The sequence below is a fragment of the Bacillus sp. MMSF_3353 genome (genome assembly GCF_030733445.1).
In the GTDB taxonomy this organism is placed as follows: Bacteria; Bacillota; Bacilli; order Bacillales; family Bacillaceae_G; genus Bacillus_A; species Bacillus_A wiedmannii.
The window spans coordinates 1-22,781 of sequence record NZ_JASHJA010000012.1 but is presented as its reverse complement, the minus strand read 5'-3'; the positions used below and the strand labels follow the sequence as shown (position 1 = coordinate 22,781).

Genomic DNA, 22,781 nt, shown 5'->3' with positions numbered 1-22,781 from the left:
AAAGATTCCCGTAGAGACATCCTTATATAAAGAAAGACCATATTAGTGCAGATAGTTTATACAGTTACATGCGTCCCCCTATACAAAACTGCTATTGCCACTACTATAAGCATCATCCCCATAATAGCAGGTGCGGCATGACCAAGTGATACATAGATTTGTCCTCCAATAATTGGCCCAATCATTCTTGCCAAAGCTTGAATAGATTGGCTACCAGCTTGAATCCTTCCTTGTTCACTAGAATCAACAGACTTAGAGAGCATCCCATTAAATGAAGGTCCGAAAATTGAATCACCAAAGCCAAACATTAACATTCCAATGATAAGAAGAGGATATAAGGAAAACAAAGCCGATGCTGCAATAAAACTGTAGCCAATAATCTCCGAAACCATCCCAAGTATTGCTATTTGTTTATCAGTAAGCTTGATCAAAAGTTTTGGCATTATAAAAGCTTGTGAAATGATATCTTGAAAGCCCATAATTGAAAACATAAGTCCGATTAGTGCAGGCTTCCAGCTAAAAGTATCCATCGTAAATTGTGTAAAAATTGCTTGTAAAGATCCGTTAGGTATCCAAAGTAAAAACGCTGAGACAAGTAACCATTTTAAGTTTTTCATGGAAAGTATGTTTGCCAGCTGAGCAAAAGGATTTAACCTTACAAAAGTAATTTCTTTTAACCTATTATTTTTGTCAAGACTCTCAGGCATATATTTCATCCCATATAAGACATTTAATAAAGTTATGAACGCTCCGAAATATAAAGGTACAGAATGACCAAACTTTGCAAGTAATCCCCCAAGAGTTGGTCCGATAATGGTTCCTGCACCTACCACTGCACTCACCCACCCAAAATACTTCGTTCTCTGTTCTGAGGGAATGATATCTGCAAAATATGCAAAAATTGTACTGATGCTCCCGCCTGTTATTCCTTCTATTATACGTCCAGCAAATAGTACCCATAAAGTCCCTCCTATACCAAAAACTAAGTACCCAATTGCAGAACCGAAAAGGCATATTAAAAGTAATGGACGACGGCCATATTTATCGCTCAAAGCTCCGAGTACAGGAGCAGCGAAAAATACGCAAACCGCATAAACAGAGGTCAGTAGGGTAACAACTAGAGCTTGTTCTTCTGTACTACTTATATAAGGCTGCACTAAGAATGGAACAACAGGCAGTATGATACTGAAACCTATTCCACAAAGAAATACAGAAATAAGGCCGAATATTAAAGCATGTTTATCAATATTTTTTTCAGTTTCACTTTCATTTTGTGATCTAAATATAGACATTTAACTTCTCCTCTTAAAATATTTTGTTGCTTTGTCAACAAAATAATAACTCCGTTTTGTTGATTAGTCAACAAAAATACAATAATAAAAAGGTAGCCTTACTGTGAGCAGGCTACCTTTTTATTATTTAAATGTATCCCGGATTAACGAGCAATTAAGTTCGTTTTCGGGATTAACTACCCGTTAATGCCCGAATGCTTCAACTTTATTACGACTTAATATGTATACCTTGTTTCTTTATTTCTGCATCCAAATGCCTACTATACTTTTCCACGAAGCTAATTATACTGTCGAATTCTGACTCGGTTACTTGCTCAAATACAGCTTTATCCCGCTCTTGAAACTCCTTGTGCAACTCTTCGTGAATTTTATATATTTCTTTCCCTTGTTCAGTAAGCCTAAAATAGATTTCTTTTTTATTCTCTGATTTCTGGTAACTTTCGATAAGGCCTTTTTTTATGAGCTTCTTAGTCATTCTACTTATTGCACCGCGAGTCACATAAAAAGCCTCTGCAAGTTGTGTCACGTTAGAATCTGCATTGTTTTCAATATATTCAATGCAATGTACTTCAGAAGACTTAAAACCTTTAAGACCTTCTTCCATCTTATCCTTATTAAGCCAAACCATCTTATTATATAATTCCCTGAAACCGTTCATGACCTGTTCTTCCTTATTCATGGTCTATCCTCCTAACCGCTCATTCATACGTTAAGACCATTATATTAAATTTCTGTTTCCGTTTCGACAATATTGATATAATTATTTGAGTTATCAATGAAAATAGACGCTTAAATAAAATAATTCACTTTACGGAAAATAAGGCATGTGTATTAAAACTTGTACTACACATTAGACAAAAAGTAAGAGCTAAGACTAGTTTTCTTAGCTCTTCTTTCATAAAATTTATGTTTTTTAAAGATTATTTCACTTCATTAGCTACAAAAAATTGCTCACAAACACTGGAAATGCGCTGCAAGTCTACGTTTCCACCAGATATAACCGCGACTACCTTTTTCCCTTTAATATATGGATCCACTTTCCCTGCAAGTAGAGCAGCAGTAGCTAATGCGCCAGCCCCTTCTACAACAGCTTTACCACGTTGTAATAAGTCTTTCATCGCTACTTCTAATTCACCTTCTGATACAGTTACAATATCATCTACTAATTCTTTTACTACTTCAAAAGTTAAATCGCCTGGTATTTTAACTGCGCAACCATCTGCTATAGTAGGTGCCTCATAATGTTCTACAATCGTACCTTTGTCATAAGATGCTTTCATCCCATGAACATTATCTGCTTGGACACCAATTATATTAATGGATGGATTAAAAGATTTTAATGCAACAGCAATTCCAGAAATAATTCCACCTCCGCCAATTGGTACAATGACAGTATCAACATCCCACATATCATCAAGAATGTCCAAACCAATTGTACCTTGACCAGCCATTACTTCTATATCGTCATATGGATGTAAGTATGTTTCACCTGTTTTCTTAATAATCTCCTCACATTTTGCCTTCGCATCATCAAAAGTTTCACCATATAAAATCACTTCTGATCCATAGCCTCTAGTTGCTTCAACTTTCGCCTGAGGTGCAGAAATTGGCATCACAATTTTACTCTTAATACCAAGTAAATGAGCTGATAAAGCAATTCCTTGTGCATGATTACCAGCGGAACAAGCAATTACTCCTCTCTCTTTTTCCTGATCTGTTAACTGTGACATTTTATTAAATGCACCTCGAAATTTAAAAGAACCCGTTAATTGCATATTTTCTAATTTCAAGTGAATTTCTCCACCTGTTTTACTAGTCAAATAAAATGATTTTACTAAAGGCGTTTTACGAGCATTTCTGTCTAAAATGTTTTGAGCTTTTTTAATATCATCTATATGTAACGGTAGTTTTTTAGTTATCATACTAACACCTCTTCCAATGATCTATTCCTAAGTTTTCGTATGTAGCAACTCCTTTATACGAAACCAACTATATTAAGAAAAAGTCTTTATATATGTACCTCACTCTGTAATACACACAGTTGTAAACAATTCAACATCCTCTTCATATCACGTTCTTTGTAATGATTCAGGCATGCAATTTGGATCCAATTATTCTTTTGTAAATAAGATGACTCATAATGAACAATGTATCCTTGTAACGCTAACGCATCGCCAATCACCTTAGAAGACTGATTTTCATTTAATTGAATGGTAACTATAATTGGCGCGGCATGTTCTTTAGGTGAAACAAGATTTAAACCCATATTAGTAATAGCTTGTTCAATATATGCATACGTCTCGTTTATTTTTTCAAATGCTTTTGCATCTTCAAATCTCTTTAATGCTTCTTTCAGTGCATAAATTAAATTCCATGAATGAGAATATGGAATACTTTCATTTTCTTCGTACATACCAACGTCCATATAGGCCGGTAATGTCTCGTTTACTTTCACATTATGATTATAAAAAACGAAAGATAATCCAGTAAACGATTTAATTGCCTTTCCGCTAACACCGCTTGCAAAATATACATCCTTCAAGTCTAACGGTATTGCTCCAATCGAACTGATACAATCTACACATAGCTTCACATTATACTTTTTACTTAAAACATTTAGCTTGTCTAAATCATTTAACATTCCAGTTGATGTTTCATGGTGAACAAACCAAAGCCATTCATAATTTCCAGTTCCCATTATTTTTTCTAATTCGGTATAAATAAACGGTTCTCCCATTTCTTTTTTATACATATCAAAATGTAATTGCGCGCGTGATGCATGTCCAACTAATCTATTACCAAATTCCCCATTTGTTAATACTAGTCCTTTCCCTTTTAAAGAACGTAACTGTAAAGCAATGGCATCATTTGCTAACGTCCCTGTTCCTAACATAAGTTGTACATGCTTTGCTTTTGTCATGTGAAGTAACCGTTTTTTCACATTGTCCATCGTCACTTGAAATAACTTAGAACGATGCGAAATAGGCTTAGTAGAAAATGCCTTTCGAACATTTTCTTCAATATCTACTGGACCAGGTAAAAACGTATATTCTTTCGTCATAATTCCCCCAACACTCGATGCTTCAAACATAGCAGGGGCAACATACATTGGCTGGAAGGCTGCTGCTTCTGTACCAACTAACGTATGGAAAGATTTGAATCCCATTTGCTCATATAAAGGTAGTTCACGTGTTGTAGCAGAAATGAGTGCCAATTCATATCCATTTAGAAGCAAATAACGATGTAAAAAGCGAATTAAACCTAACAACGCTCTTCCATTTCTATATTCACGTTCTACTGAAAGTAAACGAATTTCATATACGTTTTCTCCATGTTCTTGCAAATAATAATCTAGATTTGGAATTTTATTGTCTAACGAGAATGGTCGTTTTCCTCGCAAAGTAACCATACCTACTAACTTATCGTCATCTAAACAAATTAAATATGTATTTTCTTCATGGAAACGATCTATACGAACACGCTCTTTCGTTTCTTCATGTTGCGGAATTTCTTCTACAAAAGTTTTATAATTCAACTTATGTATACTTTCAAATTCCAAAGCTTGATCAGCAACTTTATAAATTAACCCCATGCCTTCTCTCCTTTATGTATTTAATAAAAATTATAAGTGGAGATTAACTCCACTTATAAAAAGTTCATTTCATTCTCGATTTACATATAAAATAAGTACAATGATAAGTGCACTTAAAATAGTCGTAACAATAGAGTAAGAATACAAAATCATGCACACTGGTAAACAAGCGATTGTAATTAGTCCTGGCTTAGTAAATCCTTTAAAGATTAAATAAAATATAATGAAAACAGTAACAAGGGTAAGCGCTATCAAATAATCAAATGCAATTAATCCTCCAATAAATGTTGAAATCCCTTTTCCACCCTTGCCTTTAAATACAATCGGGTAAATATGTCCAAGTAAAACAGCCAGTAAAGCTAACATTACAAATGTAGAATCTTCAAAAAGGTATTTTGCAATAGAAACTACGATTGCCCCTTTGATCGCATCACCTAAAAATGTAGCGACGAAATAACCTTTTCCATATACGCGCCCCATATTTCTTGCGCCAGGATTGCCGCTTCCTTCCTGCCGAATATCAACATTATGTTTCCATTTCGTCACTATATAAGCGGTCAATATGTTTCCAAATAAATAAGAAGCCACCAAATACAAAAATTGTATACTATTAATCATGTAATCATTCACTTTCTACATGGGAGTACTTATACAATATTCAATGACTATGTATATTGTACTTTTCTTACTTTACATCCCTTTATACATTTTAACATCATATTTTTACAAATCATACAAAAATTCTCATACCGCTATTTATTAAAATATAAATTATTCATTAAGTAATAGGTTCCTTTCACTGCTAGTTCTGATGGTGATACAAATATAACTTCTCCCATACTTTTCTCGCAGCATTTCTTAAATTCAGCATATATTTCAGGAACGAAACGTAATATACTGCCACTTACTGCAATTGAAGTTGATAAATCAAACTGCATCTTATTGTAAATATTCACCGTAATTCTCGTTAATTCCGTAGCCGCTTGCACCATAATTTCATGTGCATCATCATTCCCATTTCTCGCTTCCTCAATAATGAATGGTGTGATTGCTGCAACTTTATCTTTTGAAAAACTATATACTAGTCTTTTTATATGAGACGATGTCAAAAGTTGAAACTCTTCTTGAATTCTTAAGCTTAATGGGCAAAGTGGAACTCCTTGATCAAATTGATTTGCCATTCTCTTTAAACCTTGTAACGCAATCCAATATCCGCTTCCTTCATCTCCTAAAATATGTCCCCATCCACCGCTATACTCGTACACTTCTCCTTTCTTTCCTAAACAAATCGCCCCTGTACCGCCAATTGTTAAAATTCCATCCTTTCCTTTTAAAGCAGCTGCATGAGCAATCATTGCGTCATTAAAAACTTCAATTTGTGTTCCGTACTTCTTTTTTAGACGTAATGTTAATTCATTCGTATTTGCTCCACTTACACCCGCTAATCCTAAACAAATACAAACGCAATTCCCATTTAATAACCCTCTCTGGCATTGATCAATCGCTTCCATAATATGAAAAAGTGCTTCTTCAAAATCTATTAATATATTTCCAAAACCACTCGTAGCCCTTTCAAGTTCACTTCCGTCTTGATTAAATGCAATTGCTTCTGTCTTTGTTCCCCCGCCGTCTACTCCAATCATATATTTCATATGTTCGCCTCATTCTCTTCAAATTGGAGGGAATGTTATATTCCCTAAAACAACAGATTGCTTTGCACCTGTTGCACTTGGCACATTACTCGGATTACGATGATACGTTTCGTTTGCTAAAATGGCAAAGGCGATTGCTTCTTTCGCCTCTGAAGAATAGCCTATATCTTCTTGAATGAATATGGCGCATTTTTCATCCTTCAATCCATACCGTATCATTTCAACAAGTGTACGATTATAACTGCCACCACCGCCTAAAATCACCTCATCGATTTCATAATACGGCAGAATAAACTCCTTATACTGATGAACGATTGAACTTGCTGTAAACATCGTGACAGTCGTCAATATATTTTCTTTACTATGCTTTTCATACTGCTTCAACAACTCACTGACAAATTCTTCTCCAAACTGTTCTCTACCAGTTGATTTCGGTGGATTCATTTTTAAAAATGGATGATTCATACAATATGTCAAAATTTCATCTACAACTACTCCCTGTTTTGCAATCTTACCATTTTGATCATATGACAACTGAAATAGCCTTTGACATACTTCATCCATTACCATATTACCTGGACCAGTATCAAAAGCTATAACGCTTTTATCACTTAGGTGACTTGGTATTACGGTAACATTACCGATCCCGCCAATATTTTGTAGTAGTCTATTTTTAGTTTGATGACGATACAAAATGATTTCCGAATATGGTACAAGTGGTGCACCTTGTCCCCCTGCTGCGATATCCATCGTTCGAAAATTAGAAATAACCGTCGTATTCGTTTCATATGCTATAACTGCTGGTTCTCCAATTTGCAATGTGGAAGGAATCATATTACCATCTTGCTTTGGCTGATGATAAATCGTTTGTCCATGAGAACCTATTAAATCTAATTGTTTCAAAGGAAAATTGACCTCTTTACAAACTTCCTTTACAACACCTGCGAAGCATAAACCGAGTTTGAAATTTAAACTGCATATGAGTTGTACATTTGAATTTTCTATTGATAACGCCTGCTGGATCTCATTTTTCATATCATTATAAAATGGAACTGTAGTAAAATGGATGAGTTCAACTTTAGAATCTACACCGCTTCCTTCTATATGAACGAGTGCTACATCTATTCCGTCTAACGAAGTACCGGACATTATCCCTGCAATATACATAATATGCATGACCTCCTATTTACTAAAAAACAATCATGTAAGTTACAAACGTACAACCGATCGAAAATAATATAAATCTATAAAACAACTGAGCTTTCGATGCGAACGATCCATCAATGAAAGAAACAACTACTGTAAGCAAAATACTTGCCGCAATGCTTGTAACGAGCCATATACTATGCATTTGTGATAAATCTAGCATTCTTAATAAAGGTACAAAAAGTAAATTTGCACATATCACTCCAAATAATAATAAAAATACACCTTTATAACTAAATTTTATATTCATTCCATTTCACCCTCTCTGGACTTCATGTGAAAGAAGTGATAGACAAAATGCCTATCACTCAAAAATAAAATATAAAACTTACGGATTAACAGATTCCCCATCACCATTTTTCTCAATTTCAAGCATGTTTTTGTCGTACATTTTAAAGAATGGTAAATAAATAAGGAATGATATTGTTATGTTTATAAATACGAGTACAATCGCTCTCCAATCCCCACCTGTTGCTAAATATGCACCAATTGGAGCTGGTAATGTCCATGGAGGCATTATATGTGTTGGTGTAACAAACCCCATCGCAGTTGCTGAGTATGCAATAGTTGCTGTTACTAGTGGTGTAATGATAAATGGGATAATTAATATTGGGTTTAGTACGATTGGCAATCCAAAAATAACAGGTTCATTAATATTAAAAATACCAGGTACAATACAACTTCTCGATAATGCTTTCGAATATTTCGATCTACCAAATACGATCATGGCTAATACAAGTCCTAGCGTTGCGCCCGAACCACCAATCCATATAAACCATTGGTATAATGGTTCTGGTGAAATGAATGGTAACTGATTTGCGCCACTAGCAACTGCTTCACCATTTTTCCCTAAATATACTTCCCATAATGGCCGGGCAACAGTTCCAACAACCGACACACCATGGATTCCGAATGACCAAAAAAATGTAATTAAAAATACTGGAATGATTACACCGAAGTAACTATCACCAGCTTTTACTAACGGTGCCGCTAATTTATCAACTACATGATGTAAATCAATACTAAAAACGACAGTTACTAAACTCATTAAAATAATAACGAATGCAGCAGGTATAAGTGCTTCAAACGAACGTGAAACAGACGGCGGTACTTGTTCTGGCATTTTAATCATTACATTTTTCGTCTTACAAAATCTTAATATCTCAACTGATAAAATAGAAACAATCATTGTCACGAATAATCCATGACCCCCGAGATTTGTCATCGGAAGCATAAACCCTTTTTTATCAATTAATTCAGGCGTTAATGTTAATAGTAATGAACATACTGCAAGCTGTGCTCCTGATAAAGCATCTAGCTTATAACTTTTCGCTAAATTATATCCTATTCCAAATGCTATATATAAAGACATAATAAACATCGTTAAACGATATGGTATTAATATACTTGTTTGATTTTTTAATGCCCAAACAGATATGAAACTATCTTTCGGTAATGGTGGAAATGCTACGATTAAAAAGAAACTTCCTACAATAATAAATGGTAACGCTGAAATAACTCCATCACGGATTGCTTGTAAATGCCTCTGTTCAGAAAGCCTTGCCATCGGTCCAGATAAGTTTCTATCAAGAAACGTGACAAATTTATTCATAACGCTTCCCCCTAACTAATTAAATCATTTACAGTTTTTAATAAAGTCGGTCCGCCAAGCGGCGTGTATGCTTGTGGCGGTATGATACCGCACGGGATAGATTCCTCTTCTGCGAATTTTTTAACAGAGTCAAATCTATGTCTTACTTGAGGTGCAACCATTACAACGTCCCAGCCATTCTTTACTTCTTCCTCTATCTCACTTGTTCCAATGGCATGGACTTCCATGTTTACACCTTTTTTCTCCGCCTCTTTTTTTAAAGCGTTTACAACAATTGCACTGGACATCCCTCCAGAACAAACGAATAAAACCTTCATTTATTAATCCTCCTATACTTATAAATTATCCCCTTCGGATGAAAGGGAATTTCACTTTACTAACAAGCATATGAAGAAGTAAAAGAATTTAGTTATATTGAAAGTAAATTTCAGTAAAAATATTTTTCCTATTAAATTAATGTTTCAATATTTATTTTTCTCAATTGTAAGTACAACCTCACCTCGGATATCATATTAGCTAACCATATAATAGGGAGGCGTATAAATGATCATGAAACGTTTATTAGTGATATGTTGTATCGTCATCTTTTTTATTCCTTTCTCTTTTATTTCTCCTCACTCTACTTATGCTGAAGTAAATACTACGTATAAAAAACTTGAATTACGTGCTGTATGGATCGCATCTGTTCTTAATATTGATTGGCCCTCAAAAACTGGCTTACCCATCGGAAATCAGAAGCAAGAATTTATTAGATTATTAGACGATGTAAAAAACACTGGTATGAATGCAGTTGTTGTACAAATTAAACCAACTGCTGATGCTTTTTATCCTTCAAATTACGGTCCTTGGTCTGAATACATTACGGGGACACAAGGAAAAGACCCTGGATATGATCCACTCGCATTTATGATTGAAGAAGCACATAAAAGAAATATAGAATTCCACGCATGGATTAATCCATATCGAATAACGATGAATCACACTGATATAAATCGATTAACGAATAATCACCCTGCAAAACAGCATCCGGATTGGGTTGTACCTTATGGCGGGAAATTATATTACAACCCTGGTATTCCAGAAGTGAAAAAATTTATAACAGAAGGTGCTTTAGAAATTGTACAAAATTACGATGTTGATGCACTACATATGGATGATTATTTTTATCCATATAAAGTAGCGGGTGAACAATTCCCCGATCAAAAAACGTACGAAACATATAATAACGGTAGATTTACAAATATAGAGGATTGGCGACGTGACAATGTAAATGAACTTGTAAAAGATTTAAATACTGCTATAAAACAAGAAAAATCATACGTAAAGTTTGGCATAAGTCCGTTCGGCGTATGGCGAAATATAGCTGACGATCCAACTGGCTCTAACACAACTGCAGGCCAAAGAAACTATGATGACCTTTATGCTGATACACGTGAATGGATACAAAAAGGTTATATTGATTACATTACACCGCAAATATATTGGAATATTGGTTTCACACCAGCTGCATATGACATATTAGTAGATTGGTGGGTAAAAGAAACACATAATAAACCGATTCACCTATACATCGGTCAGGCAGCCTATAAAATTAATAATAATTCTGTCCCCGCTTGGTCTGATCCTGAAGAATATCCAAGACAAATTACATTAAACCGGTTATCTCCTGAGATAAAAGGTAGTATGCATTTCAGCTTAAAAAATATTAATAACAATCCTCTAGGCATTAAAGATAGACTCACAAACGACACATATAAACATCCTGCATTAATCCCGCCTATGCCTTGGCTTGATCATGATCCACCTAAACAACCGACTTTAAAAGGTGCTATTCCAAGAGATGAAGGTATTGCAGTAGGTATCATTGATAATAGAGAGAATGACTCTGCTTATTACGCCATTTACCGTGTGAATGGAAAAAATGAAGTGGATATACAAAATCCAAAACATTTACTTACTACTGTAAGAAAAACAAAACTTGGAGAGATTTATGTAGATAAAACAGCTATTTCTGGAGAAACCTACACGTATGTAGTAACTGCAGTTGATCGATTGCATAATGAAAGTGTTGCTTCTAGTCATACAACCGTTAAAGCAAAATAACAACTAATAAAAAAACGCCTTAAAAGCTAAGAACTATAGCTTTAAGGCGCTTTTCATTTATTTATTTTTAAACTTCTCAGTCGCTGCTCTCATCTTCACATTCAAATCGTGATCAATCGAGTCACGAATATCTCGCTCGACTACTTCCATTTCTTTTTGGAAATTTTGCAAGTAGATTTTTAATTCTTCTTCTTTTTCTGGTCGTTGTGAAGGTGGTAATTGTACGACTAACGATAGCATCGCTGTTAAATCTTTCATTAAGAACGTTTCAAGTTTATGTTGTTGTTCAAACATACGTTGCTCCTGAAAATACGGCAAGGCATTTAATACTGAAATTGTAATTTCATCAACCGTTCTTTGTAATGAAGGGTTTATTGAGCGTTTATACGTTTGAATTGTATTTAATGCATCTGGATATCGATCATAAAAATACAATTTATAAAATGAAAGGTCTGATGGTTTTACTGTTTGCTGCGTTTCTTGTCTTAAAAAATCTTTTACTTTCATCGCCGCTACATCAATATCTTCATTAGTAAGTTTTTTCGTTGTTTTTGCCATTACATGTACTTTTTTCTGTTTTTCTTTCGGTAACATTGAGAATACTTGCTCTCTCGTACGTTGACCCGATGCACAAAAAAGAGTGTTTAATGTATATTGTTCTTTCTTTCCTTCCGTACGAATCCAGCGATAAAAGAGTGGGTGTTGTGTAAATTCTTGTAGAAACGGTAATGATTTATTCGATAACTTATCTAAAGAATCATGTGCTCTTTTATATGGTTTCGTCCATGAAAAATACAGTTTACGTCCGAAATATACAACTAAAACAACGACAGTAAATGCGATTAATAGCAATGTACCCAATAGTACTAATACTGTTTGAATGAAACTCATTTTTTCACCTCCTCTAAAAGTCTGTTATTTCCTTGGACGCTGAATGAGTTTTTGTTTCATTTCATCATTAAATGTGTCTAATTCAACTACAAACTTCTTACTTGACTCGATAATACGTTCTGATGATTTCTCAGAAGCTTCAATCGCAGCAAATACATTTTGGAATGATTCACGTAATTTATCCATGCTAATAGCAGGATTTTCAAGAAGTTTTGTTGTCTCTTCTGTATTTTGTTTTAATGCTTGTGAGTTACTTAATACCATTGATTCAATTGCTTCATTTGTCGCATTCACTGCATCAATTGTTTTACGCTGATTTGTTAACGCTAGCTGGATAGCAGCTGAAACTGTTACAACGTTTTGCGTCATCGTAATTGCATTACGAATTGCCTCTGTTAACTTTTCATTATTTTTCTTAATAATGTCTACAGATGCGATAGATTGTAATAGTACACTTTTCGCTTGCTGCATATTTCGTGTACGTACTAGAATTTTTTCTAATGCATCGTTAATTAATGGAATATCTCTTTGGCGTTCTGGATTTTGTTTCTCAGCTTCCAGCATACCAGCGAGTTTTCTGCCTAAGTATACTTGTTTATCAAGAGCGTGAATTTTATCATGCGATTGTTCTTTAAGCATTTCAAGACCCACTGTATCTTCTTGTAAGTTGTCACGACCAATTAGAAGGGATCTTATAATCTCTTCAATTTGTTTATCTATAGATTGATATTTATGCACGTATGTTTCAAGTGGATTTTTCTTGAATACTTTAAACATAATTTTCTTCATACCACTTGCTTTTAATGAATTCGGATCAAGCTCTGATACCACTTTGCGTAATTCTAACAATGTATTTGGAATTTCTTCATTCTTTCCATTCATCATCGCTGTTACAGGACGTTTTAATGCTGATAACGTTTGTCCTGCTGCTTGTTGCTCTTTATCCCCTAAATCTCCTAGCTGTGACAATACTTTTGATAAATCCGTATTTTGCTCGCTATTTAATTTTTGGACATAAAGATCAGCTTCTTTATTCAGTTCCTCTAATTCTTGATCTTTTATAACTGTATCTACTACTACTTCTACATTATTATCTTTCACAATGGATACAGGTTCTTTTTTCTCGAGTTCAGTCAACAAAATCGCTCCTTTATTTATATGTGCGAATTTATATGCACTATATTTCATCTATTATATCGTATTTCATATACATTCTAACTGCTTGAAATCGATTTTTTTAGAAATGCCTGTTTATGCAGTCATTCCCTGTTTCTTAGTATAAGTATACCTGTTCTCAACATTATTTTCCTCAGACTTAAGACCTAGAGAACAACATGCTGAAGGCGGATTCTTCGTATGTTACGTATATAAATTACGTCCTTCCCATCCTACTGTACTCAATCTTTTGACATACACCCTTTTTCAATGTGATAATTATATTACGCTCAATCCTAACTCTTCTTAAGCGCTACAAATGCTCCATTTTGAAATGCCAATAACACCGTTTCAAACATTTCATCTTCTTCAATCATTTTTCTAAACTCGGCTAACTCACTTGCATGAGAGGTTGCGTTATCAACAACAAGAAAACCCTTTGGTTGTAAAATGCGTTTTATATGCTCAAGCCACCACATGTATTGCGTCCGTTCTGAATCTAGGAAAATAAAATCAAATGAATGATCTAGTTGCACATCTAAAAATGCCCCTGCTTCTTGATTATGAACATCAATCCTTTGTAAAAGGTTTGCCTTTTCAAAATTGACTAGTGCCTCTCCAACTCGTTCTGAAGAAAGCTCTACAGTTGTTACATTTCCATTTGTTTCTTCTACCGCGCTAGCTAACCACAATGTAGAATAACCATTAGAAGTTCCAATTTCTAAAATGCTTTTTGCGCTACATCCTTTTACTAAAATTGATAAAAATTGCCCCATCTCACGAGAAATATTCCGTAATTTTTCTTCCCGTGTTTTTTTATTTCGATCATGCTCTTCTCCATATTGTTCAAGTTGAAATAATAATGAATCTAACGTATCCATTCTTTTCATCGCCTTTCCAAGCAATATGATGAAAAAGCTCTTGCTGCCCGTCTACTTTCATTATATGCGAAACGAAATCCTTTTTCTCGTTATATGACAAAGATTTGAATTTTTTTATAGCATATTGTTTCGTTTTTTGGTAAAGTTAATTTCTACGTGCAATTATTCCATTCATACTATTTTTAATTCAATTGCAGTTGTTAAATCATATAAACCCCAATTAAATGAATCGGTATTTCAAATTCAATTAAGCGCCCTTTCCGGACGCATTTTCTTTTGTTTATATATTTCTAGAAGAAAGGATGCTTACAATGAACGTGATTAGCTTAGATGCTGCTCGAAAACGAAAACAGCATAAAAAATTAATGATTACTATACCGATTATTTCACGTATTTATGAAGAAGATGGGGAAATTAAATTTGAGGTAGCAGGCGAAAAAGATGTACCTCTTGAAATGTTAGAGAAATAAAAAAAAGACGCACTTCTAAAGAAATGCGTCTTTTTTTATACCGTTACATTTAAGTGCATAAGTTTTTTAGGATTAACCATCATATAAATGTTTGAGATTTTCTCATTCTCAAATGTAAATGAAAGCACATAAGTCACTTTATTATTTACTTTAACAATAACACCTGGGGCTCCATTTACCATCTTATAATCAACATTGTACTCTTCCGGGAACTTCTTCCCAATTCCAAAGAATAAACGTATAATTCTATCTGCAGAATAGATTGGATGGATTGCAGTTGTAGCTTTACCACCACCATCAGCTTTTAATATCGCATCTGTTTTTAATACTTCTAACATGCCTTGTGCATCCCCACACTGCAAAGATGATACAAATTTCTCCACATAGGCAGCCATCTTCTTCGTACTTAATGTTGACTGCTTCGGCTTACCCAAAATACTTTTCCTTGCACGTTGAAAGATTTTTCGGCAGTTCGCACTACTCTTATCTACAATTGAAGCGATTTCTTCGTATTCATAACTGAAAACCTCTCTTAATATGAAAACAACTCTCTCTACCTCAGACAATTGTTGTAAAAGTAATAAATATGCCGTAGAAATTGATTCTTTCATTACAAATGACTCTGATGGATCATCAACCTCTTCCACAAATGGCTCTGGCAACCACATTCCGACATATACGTTCCGTTTATGTGCTGCCGAACGTAATTTATCAATTGAGCGATTTGTTACCATTTTACATAAATAGGCTCTCATATTTTCTATAGTTTGAACGTCCTCCATATTATTAAGTGATATAAATACGTCATGGACGATATCTTCAGCATCCATAACACTCCCAAGGATTCTATATGCTAACGAAAATAATAATGATTGATACGTTTCATATAATTGCTCCGTTTCCATGATGAACTGCCTCACTTTCGGATTGCTTTAATATGTGTAACGCTGCACGTTTTCCGCTTGCCACCGCAGCATCAGCTAATATTTCATCATGCCCAGCCCAATCTCCTGCAACATAAACACCTGGCATTCCAGGTATGTTAGGGGCTGGTTTTTCAACACGGTCAATATGAGGAAAATCATATACTACCGTTATTTTCGGTAAATATTGCTGTGCAACAACTTCTCTTTTCCAATTCGGATGTAACAATTCCATCATATTTTCTAACTGTTCTTTCTCTTCTTGAATATGATTCAGTTCTAGTACAGGGTTATGGTATTTAATTAGACTCACTACAATTGATCCATCTTCACTTAATTTCGCTGCTCTCGATTGATTCGTGAAAAATATAGGTTGATCTAATCCCAATGCAAAATGATGTAAAGGATTCGGTAATTGTTTTAAACCAATATCTAACGCTTCCACGGTCACTTGTATAGATTGTTCACTCCATTTTTGCAAACTTGTTCCTTCTGTACCTTTTATAATTTTACATGCCTCTTTCGGTGGAGTTGTTACAATGACTGCACCTGCTTCAAATACTTCATCGTCAAAACAATGTATTCTTTGTTTTCCTTCACAATGCTCTATTTTTAAAACATGCTTTTTAGCCAGAAATTGTACACCACTAGTATTCGCTATTCCTCTTAAATTTGTTATTATCGTCTCCCAACCACCATCTACATAAAGTACTCCTTCTTTCATAGAAAGCTGTATTTGCTTTAGTACGGAAGATGCTAATTGTATTGTAGGAGCATACGTATATGTTGTTGTTCGGCATAATGCATAAAACATATTTCGAACCATTGGATCTTTAATTTCATTTTCTGCCCATGTAGTTAGGCTCATTTTCGGAACTTTTCCTACATCTAAGTTTCCTAAATGAATCATAAGACGAGCGAACTGTACTTTTGCAGACCATGAAAGTAACGGTGTTGATAAAATGGAGCGAAAATCTGTTGGAATGGTATAAATATCCCCTTTCCATATTCCATGTGCTTTTGTAGATGGGATTCCACCTGGAAGGTTTACTCCTAGCTCATTAAAGGTTATAAACGCTTCTCCACCTCTATATAAAGCATGTGCACCAAGATTCATACAAATGCCGTTTTTATTTATAGTCATCCCTCGACCGCCGAAGTGACTGGACTTTTCTAATACAATAACTTTCCTTCCAGCTTTCGCTAAATATATAGATGCTGTTAATCCAGCAAGCCCACCACCAACAATTGCTACATCAAAATTTTTCATAATAAAATCCCTCCTTATACGTTCTACATACAAGACGAACGATTAAGGGGGGATGTGACATTCAGTTACACATAATTTATTTCACCTAACCACTTTATTGCAGTATCAACTGTCAAACAGTTACACCTTCTACAAACAAACTTATTTACATAATAATGTTATTTTCTATTCAATTACATGCTGGTGCCAAATTTCTCTTTCTTCTTCAGTCATCCCCCCTATTATTTTTGAAAAATCTATTTTCCTATCAAATGAGTCTTTTAACATATAAAATTGTTCAAACGATCCTGTAAATATTTCTAATGATCGAGAACAACAAACCGTTTCAAGGTTATCAATTGTTGCGCCATCTAATTCTAATTCCTTTAGTCCTTTCATTTTACCTAATGCCGATACATCTTTTACCTTTGTATCTGTCAACTTTATATTTAGAATTGACGCATTGTGTCGAAAGCAATATAAATTAGCGATGTCGCTATTTTCAAATTCAATTGTGATTAACTTATTTAAATTTTGCAAAACAAGTAAATCCAATTCACTAACATTCTCTAAACCTAAAATATATAAATGCTTTAAATTATCTACTTTCGAAATCGCATAGAGCTGCTCACGATTTGAAATATGTACAGAAAGCGATTCTAATTTTTGAAACTGCGGTAGCAACGAAAAATCTTGAATACTAGTATGTGTAATATTTAATTTTTTTAATGATGACATTTCTACAAGTTCCGATAAATTATTTATCTTCGTATTCTTTATATTCATTTCTTGTAAGTGTTTTAGATGTATGATTGGCGTTAAATCTTGAACCGGATTATTAACTAAATATAACTTCTTTAAAGAATTCATTCGTTCTAATCCTGCTAAATCTCGAATTTCATTTCCGGATAAAATTAGTTCTCTCACTTCTGTACACATCTGTAATGGACTAATATCTACTAACCCTTTTCCACCTAAATATAATCTCTTCTCTCTAATAAACCTGTCTGCACGTTCAGATGCACCCACTATATATCTCCAATTCTCATCTAAACTATCGTACCAATTTTTAACGTTATTTTCAGATTGAAATATAAATTGGGGCTGTAAAACAGGTAATTCAATATTAAATAAAGCGTCTAAAAAATGTATATTATCATTAGCACCATAACTCCAATATAAATAATCTTCCTCTTGATGAATGGTGAAATTTTTATTTTTTAGCGTTTGTAAAATAAATAGTAACAAATCTGAAATTCTATTTGCAATTACATATTTCACTTCTTCATCTCGTCCAAAATTAATAACTTGTCCCACTTTCCCCTTTTCATCCGGATCAACATCTATTCCTAAATTGTTACCGCCATAATCTTTACTAATAGGTATCCAATTGTGATTCACATATCTTTCCTTAATATATTCTTTTGGTATTGAAAATGCATCAAAATTCAAAAAAATATCCTCTTCAATTCTTTTCCATATTCTCCACTCATCCAAAACTTCATCTAACGAGAGAAATGGCAAACCAAAAAACAACCCTGGTCCTGATTTATCCTCACCGTTATGTGCAAGATAAAGATTACGTAATTCATCTGGAAACGCAATTCCCATTTCACTTTCGACATATTGAATTTCTTCTATTGTTGCAGGTGCATTCAAAAACGGTTGAAAGTAATTTTTTAATTCAACTTCCAACTCTTTTAAAATTGTATGGTTCATTTTCTGCACTCCCCTTGTACTCCAAATTAAAAAAGCGCTACCTTTTACATTAATTGTAATTAATAGCACCTTTTTTCGCAATGAAACTCTTGTAATTATAGTGTATTCAAACGAACATTTTTATCAATTTACAAACGAAGAGCAGCAACGCTTTCACATTTCAATAACTAGACTCATATCCTAAATTCAAATTGCATAAAAATATAAGAAAGGCGGGTAATACAAATGACTTCTAATATCGACTACACTTCCCCCTCAACCAATTTCACCCATGATTTAAATAAAAGTAATTTTTTTAAGAAAGATGCCCAAAATTATATAAACGTACTTGGCATAAAACAATTAAATACTTTAGAAAATACTTCTTTATTAGATATCTATTTAAGTACAGGAAATGTTGTAGAGCCACATATTCATCAAAATGCAGCTGAACTTGTTTACTGTATTTCAGGATCTGCTGTTGTTTCCTTACTTAATCCTTTTACAAACCAAATATTAAACTTACCGATAAAACCAGGGCAAGTTGCCAACATTCCACAAGCGTGGTGGCATTATGAAATTGCTACAGCAGATGGTACTCACTTATTAGCTATTTTCAATGCCCCAACCCCAGAAGTTATTTTTGGTTCTGATATTTTAAGATTAACTCCCGCTAATTTGATGGCTCATACTTACTGTCTCGATGAACAACAATGGAAACAAGCGATATCCTCTATTCAATCCACTACAGTAATTGGTCCTCCAGCAAACTGTAATCAGAACCGCGGCACGATAACCCCAACAACTCAGCCTCCTAACCAACAACAAAATTTATATTACCAAGATTCATACTATTTCCCTCTTTACTGGGGATATTAATTTATTTCATTAATAGACAATTATTGATCTCCTCGGAAAATACGTAGGAGATTTTTTATAGTATATCTACCATTCCTATTTTTTTCGTAACAATTAATAGAGTACATACATATACTATTTATATATTTAATTGGAGGTGATAGTACTATGAGTAATTATAACTATCGAAAAAACTACTCTAATAATAAAAATAGTAGTTCATCAGCATCCTCTCAGTCTTCGAATTCTCAATCTTCCAATTCCCAATCACAAAGAGATTTAGCCGAACAAGGCTATGTAAAGAAAAAAGGATGTAACTGTAATAAAAACAAATAGTTTATTACTAATTTGAACTATAACATTTCAACGCTCACGATAAATAACTTTCTTCTCTTGTATACCGTTTATGAAATGGATGAATTCTATTTTTAATAGAATTCATCTTTTTTATTTATAGGTAATTTTTTCAAATCATTTAACTTATTCCATAAATAATAAAGTATAAATCATGCATTTTGATTTTTCTTATATACCAACTTAACAAAGAGTAATTTCTCAATTAATTTATCACCTATCTTCCCATAAAATATAGCCCCTCCTAATAAACTTAGGAAGGGCTATATACAAATGCCAATTTAAATTTCAAACAGACATTGTAACAAATTAAACGATATTAATACCTGCACTTACAAATCCAGCTACTGCAGCTATTGGACTTGCTGCTGTTAATGAAACATACAACAGTATTTTATCCCCAGCTGCTACTGGAATAGCTTCAGCTATGATCCCTGATGCTGTAGAACCAATCGCTATTGCGGCAAATGCTGGTGTTAATAATAGAGGTGCGCCTTGTACTGTAAACGTATTACTTGCTGCTGGTGCAGTTAATATTTGTATCTGTACTTGCACAGGTGATATTGGAGCTAATGCAGCTGTTGCACTAAAGAAACCTGCTAATGACGTAATAGTTCCTGCACGTGGTGCTACAAATGCATAATCACCTACACCTAACGCTAAAGTGATACTAGTTCCACCAGTTAAAGCTACGCCAGGCTGACTAAATCCAAATCCAAGAAGAGTTCCTGTATTAGCTACTAATGCGTTAACTAACGCAGATGGTGTTGTACCTGAAGCGAATGGAATAATAGCTCCGCCACCTGTTGCTCCTGTTAAGCCTGTTGCACCAGTTAAACCTGTTGCTCCTGTTGGACCTGTTGCTCCTGTTGGACCTGTCGCTCCTGTTGGACCTGTCGCTCCTGTTAAGCCTGTTGCTCCTGTTACTCCTGTTGCTCCCGTTGGGCCAGTTGCTCCTGTTACTCCTGTTGCTCCACCAGTACCTGCTGGACCTGTCGCTCCTGTTGGGCCTGTTGGACCTGTTGCTCCTGTTGCTCCCGTTGGACCTGCTCCGGTTCCTGCTGGACCTGTTGGACCTGTTGGACCTGTTGGACCTGTCGCCCCTGGAGTAGCATTGATTAATTGAATTAATAAATTAAAAAGAAGTTGTAAAGTTGCAGAATCAACATTTGAGTTGCAGGATATAGGGATAAGATCTAAAGCGAAGAAGAATTGTGCAAGGGCGCTATAAAATTGTTGCAATAATGTTGACAATTGTCCTAAATTAGGTGCTGGAGATTGTAATAAAACTATAATACTTTGAGTTAATTGTTTCAAAAAATTAACTTCTGGAGAAGGTAATAAGGAATTTAAGAAAATTAAAAATTGATTAAATAAATCGAGTAACACTAATCTGTTTGCATTACTTGGATTTGCAAAAAATGCTGAAATAGCTGATACTAATGAGTTTAGTAAAGTAATTAATTGACTTAATTGTTCCCTAGTAATAGGAACTGATTGTGGATTTTTACAACAATCTGCTGAAAAAACAATCGGATTGCAGTTATTATGATCAAAACAATCATTATGTTTCATTTATTTCCTCCTTACTTTTCTTATAGTTGAGTGTTTTCCTATTCTAAGTACTATAAAAGATGCGATTGAAAAAAGTAGTTGAGTTATATGTTTCTCTTAAAATAGGAAACATGAATGATAATCAAACTTGAAAACGTTATTTAATTATGTTCATGACTCACATATTAATTATATGTTTTTAATAATTGACTGCTTAGATTAAACACCTAAACTTAAGAGTTTATTTTATTTTTCCACGTTTATCCCTTAGAGCCAAAGACACATTTTAAGTTGAATACAAAACTCGAATTTACGATTAATATACATTCCGCAAGTAACAACATCACTTTTTCATATAAGTAAAGAACATTTCTTTACTAAAATTGGGCTCACCTTATAAAGGGGAAGCCGTTTCTATTATAAAAAACTCTCATACAATATAGTGGACAAGTTATTTTATACTTCGTTCTAATAAAATATTGTAAGGAGTGAGAATTAATTGCCAATCATCCAACCATTTATGGCATCTAGAAGATTTACATCTACACTAGGAGCTGGAACAGGTGCAGCTTTTGCAATTGCTGCTACAGCTTGTTTAAACGATGCTGGTACTACTGCAACTGCTTTTCCGACTTTTACGTATTACAACTTTTATGTAAACGGCATTCTTCAACCTAGTGTGAACTCCAGTATTACTACTGGACCTACTGGTGCTATTACAATTCCTGGCGGAGATGCATTAGACGGCGGAATTCCAATTACAATCGAATTTATCGTCACTTAGTTTATCTACTTTAATGTAGAACAAAAAGACAGATTCTTTTTATTTAAGAATCTGTCTTTTTTAATTAATAATGATGAATTGCAAAATAATTGAAGAACCTTGCGTTGGTGGTTGATTATCCAATAAAGTTAGCTGACCATTACTAACCTGATATAATGGTTGTGGTTGAAGTATTCCATTAATAAACAAATTAATATAGGAAACCTCATCAGGAGGTAATATGTGTGTTGTACCATATTGAGCTATCCCATCTGAATCTGTATATATAAGTTTTTCTCCATCTGAAAAAGTGTAAAATAATAAATTAGTTGTTGTTATTGGTCCAATAACTCCAGTTGGACCCGTTGCCCCTGTTAAACCAGTCGCACCTGTTAAACCGGTCGGGCCTGTTACTCCCGGTGATCCCGTTAAACCAGTCGCACCTGTTACTCCCGGTGATCCTGTTAAACCAGTTGGACCTGTTACTCCCGGTGATCCCGTTAAACCGGTCGGGCCTGTTACTCCCGG

22 protein-coding genes are annotated in these 22,781 nt (G+C 34.3%); 4 read left to right on the top strand and 18 right to left on the bottom strand.

The features are described 5' to 3' along the window. Nucleotides 1-56: 56 nt before the first annotated feature. The 10 genes from RBB48_RS21000 to RBB48_RS20955 form a co-directional block, all read right to left on the bottom strand. Nucleotides 57-1,292, bottom strand: a complete 1,236-nt coding sequence (locus RBB48_RS21000; protein ID WP_088609921.1) for an MFS transporter — start codon at nt 1,290-1,292, stop codon at nt 57-59. A gap of 208 nt (nt 1,293-1,500) precedes the next feature. After that, nucleotides 1,501-1,971, bottom strand: a complete 471-nt coding sequence (locus tag RBB48_RS20995; protein WP_088063364.1) for a MarR family transcriptional regulator — start codon at nt 1,969-1,971, stop codon at nt 1,501-1,503. Between the two features lie 241 nt (nt 1,972-2,212). Then, nucleotides 2,213-3,214 (bottom strand): bifunctional threonine ammonia-lyase/L-serine ammonia-lyase TdcB, encoded by a 1,002-nt coding sequence (gene tdcB / locus RBB48_RS20990; protein WP_088063363.1) that lies wholly within the window; start codon nt 3,212-3,214, stop codon nt 2,213-2,215. 86 nt (nt 3,215-3,300) lie between these two features. Continuing rightward, entirely contained in the window at nt 3,301-4,884 is a 1,584-nt protein-coding gene (locus tag RBB48_RS20985) for an aminotransferase class V-fold PLP-dependent enzyme (RefSeq protein WP_306008021.1), read from the bottom strand. Between the two features lie 69 nt (nt 4,885-4,953). Next, on the bottom strand, nt 4,954-5,502 hold the full coding sequence (gene plsY, locus RBB48_RS20980) for a glycerol-3-phosphate 1-O-acyltransferase PlsY (protein ID WP_149213314.1): 549 nt from the start codon (nt 5,500-5,502) through the stop codon (nt 4,954-4,956). A 134-nt stretch (nt 5,503-5,636) separates the two neighbouring features. Next, nucleotides 5,637-6,536, bottom strand: a complete 900-nt coding sequence (locus RBB48_RS20975) for a BadF/BadG/BcrA/BcrD ATPase family protein (RefSeq protein ID WP_149213315.1) — start codon at nt 6,534-6,536, stop codon at nt 5,637-5,639. Nucleotides 6,537-6,554: 18 nt separating this feature from the next. Then, a complete protein-coding gene (gene anmK / locus RBB48_RS20970; protein ID WP_088609924.1) occupies nt 6,555-7,703 on the bottom strand; it encodes an anhydro-N-acetylmuramic acid kinase AnmK in 1,149 nt (382 codons plus the stop codon). 22 nt (nt 7,704-7,725) lie between these two features. After that, nucleotides 7,726-7,992 (bottom strand): hypothetical protein, encoded by a 267-nt coding sequence (locus tag RBB48_RS20965; RefSeq protein ID WP_060488784.1) that lies wholly within the window; start codon nt 7,990-7,992, stop codon nt 7,726-7,728. 78 nt (nt 7,993-8,070) lie between these two features. Continuing rightward, nucleotides 8,071-9,354, bottom strand: coding sequence for a PTS sugar transporter subunit IIC (locus RBB48_RS20960; RefSeq protein WP_048546835.1), 1,284 nt, complete (start codon nt 9,352-9,354; stop codon nt 8,071-8,073). 11 nt (nt 9,355-9,365) lie between these two features. After that, on the bottom strand, nt 9,366-9,671 hold the full coding sequence (locus RBB48_RS20955; protein ID WP_000865895.1) for a PTS sugar transporter subunit IIB: 306 nt from the start codon (nt 9,669-9,671) through the stop codon (nt 9,366-9,368). A gap of 226 nt (nt 9,672-9,897) precedes the next feature. Here RBB48_RS20955 and RBB48_RS20950 point away from each other — a divergent pair, with 226 nt between their 5' ends. Continuing rightward, a complete protein-coding gene (locus RBB48_RS20950) occupies nt 9,898-11,457 on the top strand; it encodes a glycoside hydrolase family 10-like protein (protein ID WP_306008020.1) in 1,560 nt (519 codons plus the stop codon). Between the two features lie 57 nt (nt 11,458-11,514). On the opposite strand, the gene RBB48_RS20945 is transcribed toward RBB48_RS20950, so the two are convergent. The 3 genes from RBB48_RS20945 to RBB48_RS20935 form a co-directional block, all read right to left on the bottom strand. Continuing rightward, nucleotides 11,515-12,348, bottom strand: coding sequence for a DUF3974 domain-containing protein (locus RBB48_RS20945; protein ID WP_306008019.1), 834 nt, complete (start codon nt 12,346-12,348; stop codon nt 11,515-11,517). Between the two features lie 24 nt (nt 12,349-12,372). Next, entirely contained in the window at nt 12,373-13,485 is a 1,113-nt protein-coding gene (locus RBB48_RS20940; protein WP_000137411.1) for a toxic anion resistance protein, read from the bottom strand. Nucleotides 13,486-13,799: 314 nt separating this feature from the next. Beyond that, nucleotides 13,800-14,393, bottom strand: a complete 594-nt coding sequence (locus RBB48_RS20935; RefSeq protein ID WP_098047835.1) for an O-methyltransferase — start codon at nt 14,391-14,393, stop codon at nt 13,800-13,802. 302 nt (nt 14,394-14,695) lie between these two features. Here RBB48_RS20935 and RBB48_RS20930 point away from each other — a divergent pair, with 302 nt between their 5' ends. Continuing rightward, a complete protein-coding gene (locus tag RBB48_RS20930) occupies nt 14,696-14,854 on the top strand; it encodes a hypothetical protein (RefSeq protein ID WP_001100983.1) in 159 nt (52 codons plus the stop codon). A 35-nt stretch (nt 14,855-14,889) separates the two neighbouring features. Here the strand turns inward: RBB48_RS20930 and RBB48_RS20925 are convergent, their stop codons facing one another. From RBB48_RS20925 to RBB48_RS20915, 3 genes are all read right to left on the bottom strand, one after another. Continuing rightward, nucleotides 14,890-15,759: a sigma-70 family RNA polymerase sigma factor gene (locus tag RBB48_RS20925; protein WP_088063357.1), complete on the bottom strand. Its 870-nt coding sequence runs from the start codon at nt 15,757-15,759 to the stop codon at nt 14,890-14,892. After that, nucleotides 15,737-17,047: a phytoene desaturase family protein gene (locus RBB48_RS20920; protein ID WP_306008018.1), complete on the bottom strand. Its 1,311-nt coding sequence runs from the start codon at nt 17,045-17,047 to the stop codon at nt 15,737-15,739. Before RBB48_RS20920 ends, RBB48_RS20925 begins: the two co-directional genes overlap by 23 nt. Nucleotides 17,048-17,212: 165 nt before the next feature. Then, nucleotides 17,213-18,745 (bottom strand): SMI1/KNR4 family protein, encoded by a 1,533-nt coding sequence (locus RBB48_RS20915; protein ID WP_098134219.1) that lies wholly within the window; start codon nt 18,743-18,745, stop codon nt 17,213-17,215. Between the two features lie 225 nt (nt 18,746-18,970). On the opposite strand from RBB48_RS20915, the gene RBB48_RS20910 reads away from it, so the two are divergent. Continuing rightward, the gene (locus tag RBB48_RS20910; RefSeq protein ID WP_097906641.1) at nt 18,971-19,603 is read left to right on the top strand and encodes a cupin domain-containing protein; all 633 of its coding nucleotides are present in this window, start codon (nt 18,971-18,973) and stop codon (nt 19,601-19,603) included. Nucleotides 19,604-20,245: 642 nt separating this feature from the next. Here the strand turns inward: RBB48_RS20910 and exsJ are convergent. Further along, nucleotides 20,246-21,511 (bottom strand): exosporium protein ExsJ, encoded by a 1,266-nt coding sequence (gene exsJ, locus RBB48_RS20905; RefSeq protein WP_306008017.1) that lies wholly within the window; start codon nt 21,509-21,511, stop codon nt 20,246-20,248. Between the two features lie 478 nt (nt 21,512-21,989). On the opposite strand from exsJ, the gene RBB48_RS20900 reads away from it, so the two are divergent. Continuing rightward, nucleotides 21,990-22,274: a DUF4183 domain-containing protein gene (locus tag RBB48_RS20900; protein ID WP_088063353.1), complete on the top strand. Its 285-nt coding sequence runs from the start codon at nt 21,990-21,992 to the stop codon at nt 22,272-22,274. A 60-nt stretch (nt 22,275-22,334) separates the two neighbouring features. On the opposite strand, the gene RBB48_RS20895 is transcribed toward RBB48_RS20900, so the two are convergent. Beyond that, the coding region (locus RBB48_RS20895; RefSeq protein WP_306008016.1) for a DUF4183 domain-containing protein at nt 22,335-22,781 on the bottom strand (447 nt) is incomplete at its 5' end.

What these genes read in the sequence shown, in the direction of transcription:
- RBB48_RS21000 (WP_088609921.1), bottom strand. Translation starts at nt 1,292, where the DNA reads ATGTCTATATTTAGATCACAAAATGAAAGTGAAACTGAAAAAAATATT.
- RBB48_RS20995 (WP_088063364.1), bottom strand. Translation starts at nt 1,971, where the DNA reads ATGAATAAGGAAGAACAGGTCATGAACGGTTTCAGGGAATTATATAAT.
- tdcB (WP_088063363.1), bottom strand. Translation starts at nt 3,214, where the DNA reads ATGATAACTAAAAAACTACCGTTACATATAGATGATATTAAAAAAGCT.
- RBB48_RS20985 (WP_306008021.1), bottom strand. Translation starts at nt 4,884, where the DNA reads ATGGGGTTAATTTATAAAGTTGCTGATCAAGCTTTGGAATTTGAAAGT.
- plsY (WP_149213314.1), bottom strand. Translation starts at nt 5,502, where the DNA reads ATGATTAATAGTATACAATTTTTGTATTTGGTGGCTTCTTATTTATTT.
- RBB48_RS20975 (WP_149213315.1), bottom strand. Translation starts at nt 6,536, where the DNA reads ATGAAATATATGATTGGAGTAGACGGCGGGGGAACAAAGACAGAAGCA.
- anmK (WP_088609924.1), bottom strand. Translation starts at nt 7,703, where the DNA reads ATGTATATTGCAGGGATAATGTCCGGTACTTCGTTAGACGGAATAGAT.
- RBB48_RS20965 (WP_060488784.1), bottom strand. Translation starts at nt 7,992, where the DNA reads ATGAATATAAAATTTAGTTATAAAGGTGTATTTTTATTATTATTTGGA.
- RBB48_RS20960 (WP_048546835.1), bottom strand. Translation starts at nt 9,354, where the DNA reads ATGAATAAATTTGTCACGTTTCTTGATAGAAACTTATCTGGACCGATG.
- RBB48_RS20955 (WP_000865895.1), bottom strand. Translation starts at nt 9,671, where the DNA reads ATGAAGGTTTTATTCGTTTGTTCTGGAGGGATGTCCAGTGCAATTGTT.
- RBB48_RS20950 (WP_306008020.1), top strand. Translation starts at nt 9,898, where the DNA reads ATGATCATGAAACGTTTATTAGTGATATGTTGTATCGTCATCTTTTTT.
- RBB48_RS20945 (WP_306008019.1), bottom strand. Translation starts at nt 12,348, where the DNA reads ATGAGTTTCATTCAAACAGTATTAGTACTATTGGGTACATTGCTATTA.
- RBB48_RS20935 (WP_098047835.1), bottom strand. Translation starts at nt 14,393, where the DNA reads ATGAAAAGAATGGATACGTTAGATTCATTATTATTTCAACTTGAACAA.
- RBB48_RS20930 (WP_001100983.1), top strand. Translation starts at nt 14,696, where the DNA reads ATGAACGTGATTAGCTTAGATGCTGCTCGAAAACGAAAACAGCATAAA.
- RBB48_RS20925 (WP_088063357.1), bottom strand. Translation starts at nt 15,759, where the DNA reads ATGGAAACGGAGCAATTATATGAAACGTATCAATCATTATTATTTTCG.
- RBB48_RS20920 (WP_306008018.1), bottom strand. Translation starts at nt 17,047, where the DNA reads ATGAAAAATTTTGATGTAGCAATTGTTGGTGGTGGGCTTGCTGGATTA.
- RBB48_RS20915 (WP_098134219.1), bottom strand. Translation starts at nt 18,745, where the DNA reads ATGAACCATACAATTTTAAAAGAGTTGGAAGTTGAATTAAAAAATTAC.
- RBB48_RS20910 (WP_097906641.1), top strand. Translation starts at nt 18,971, where the DNA reads ATGACTTCTAATATCGACTACACTTCCCCCTCAACCAATTTCACCCAT.
- exsJ (WP_306008017.1), bottom strand. Translation starts at nt 21,511, where the DNA reads ATGAAACATAATGATTGTTTTGATCATAATAACTGCAATCCGATTGTT.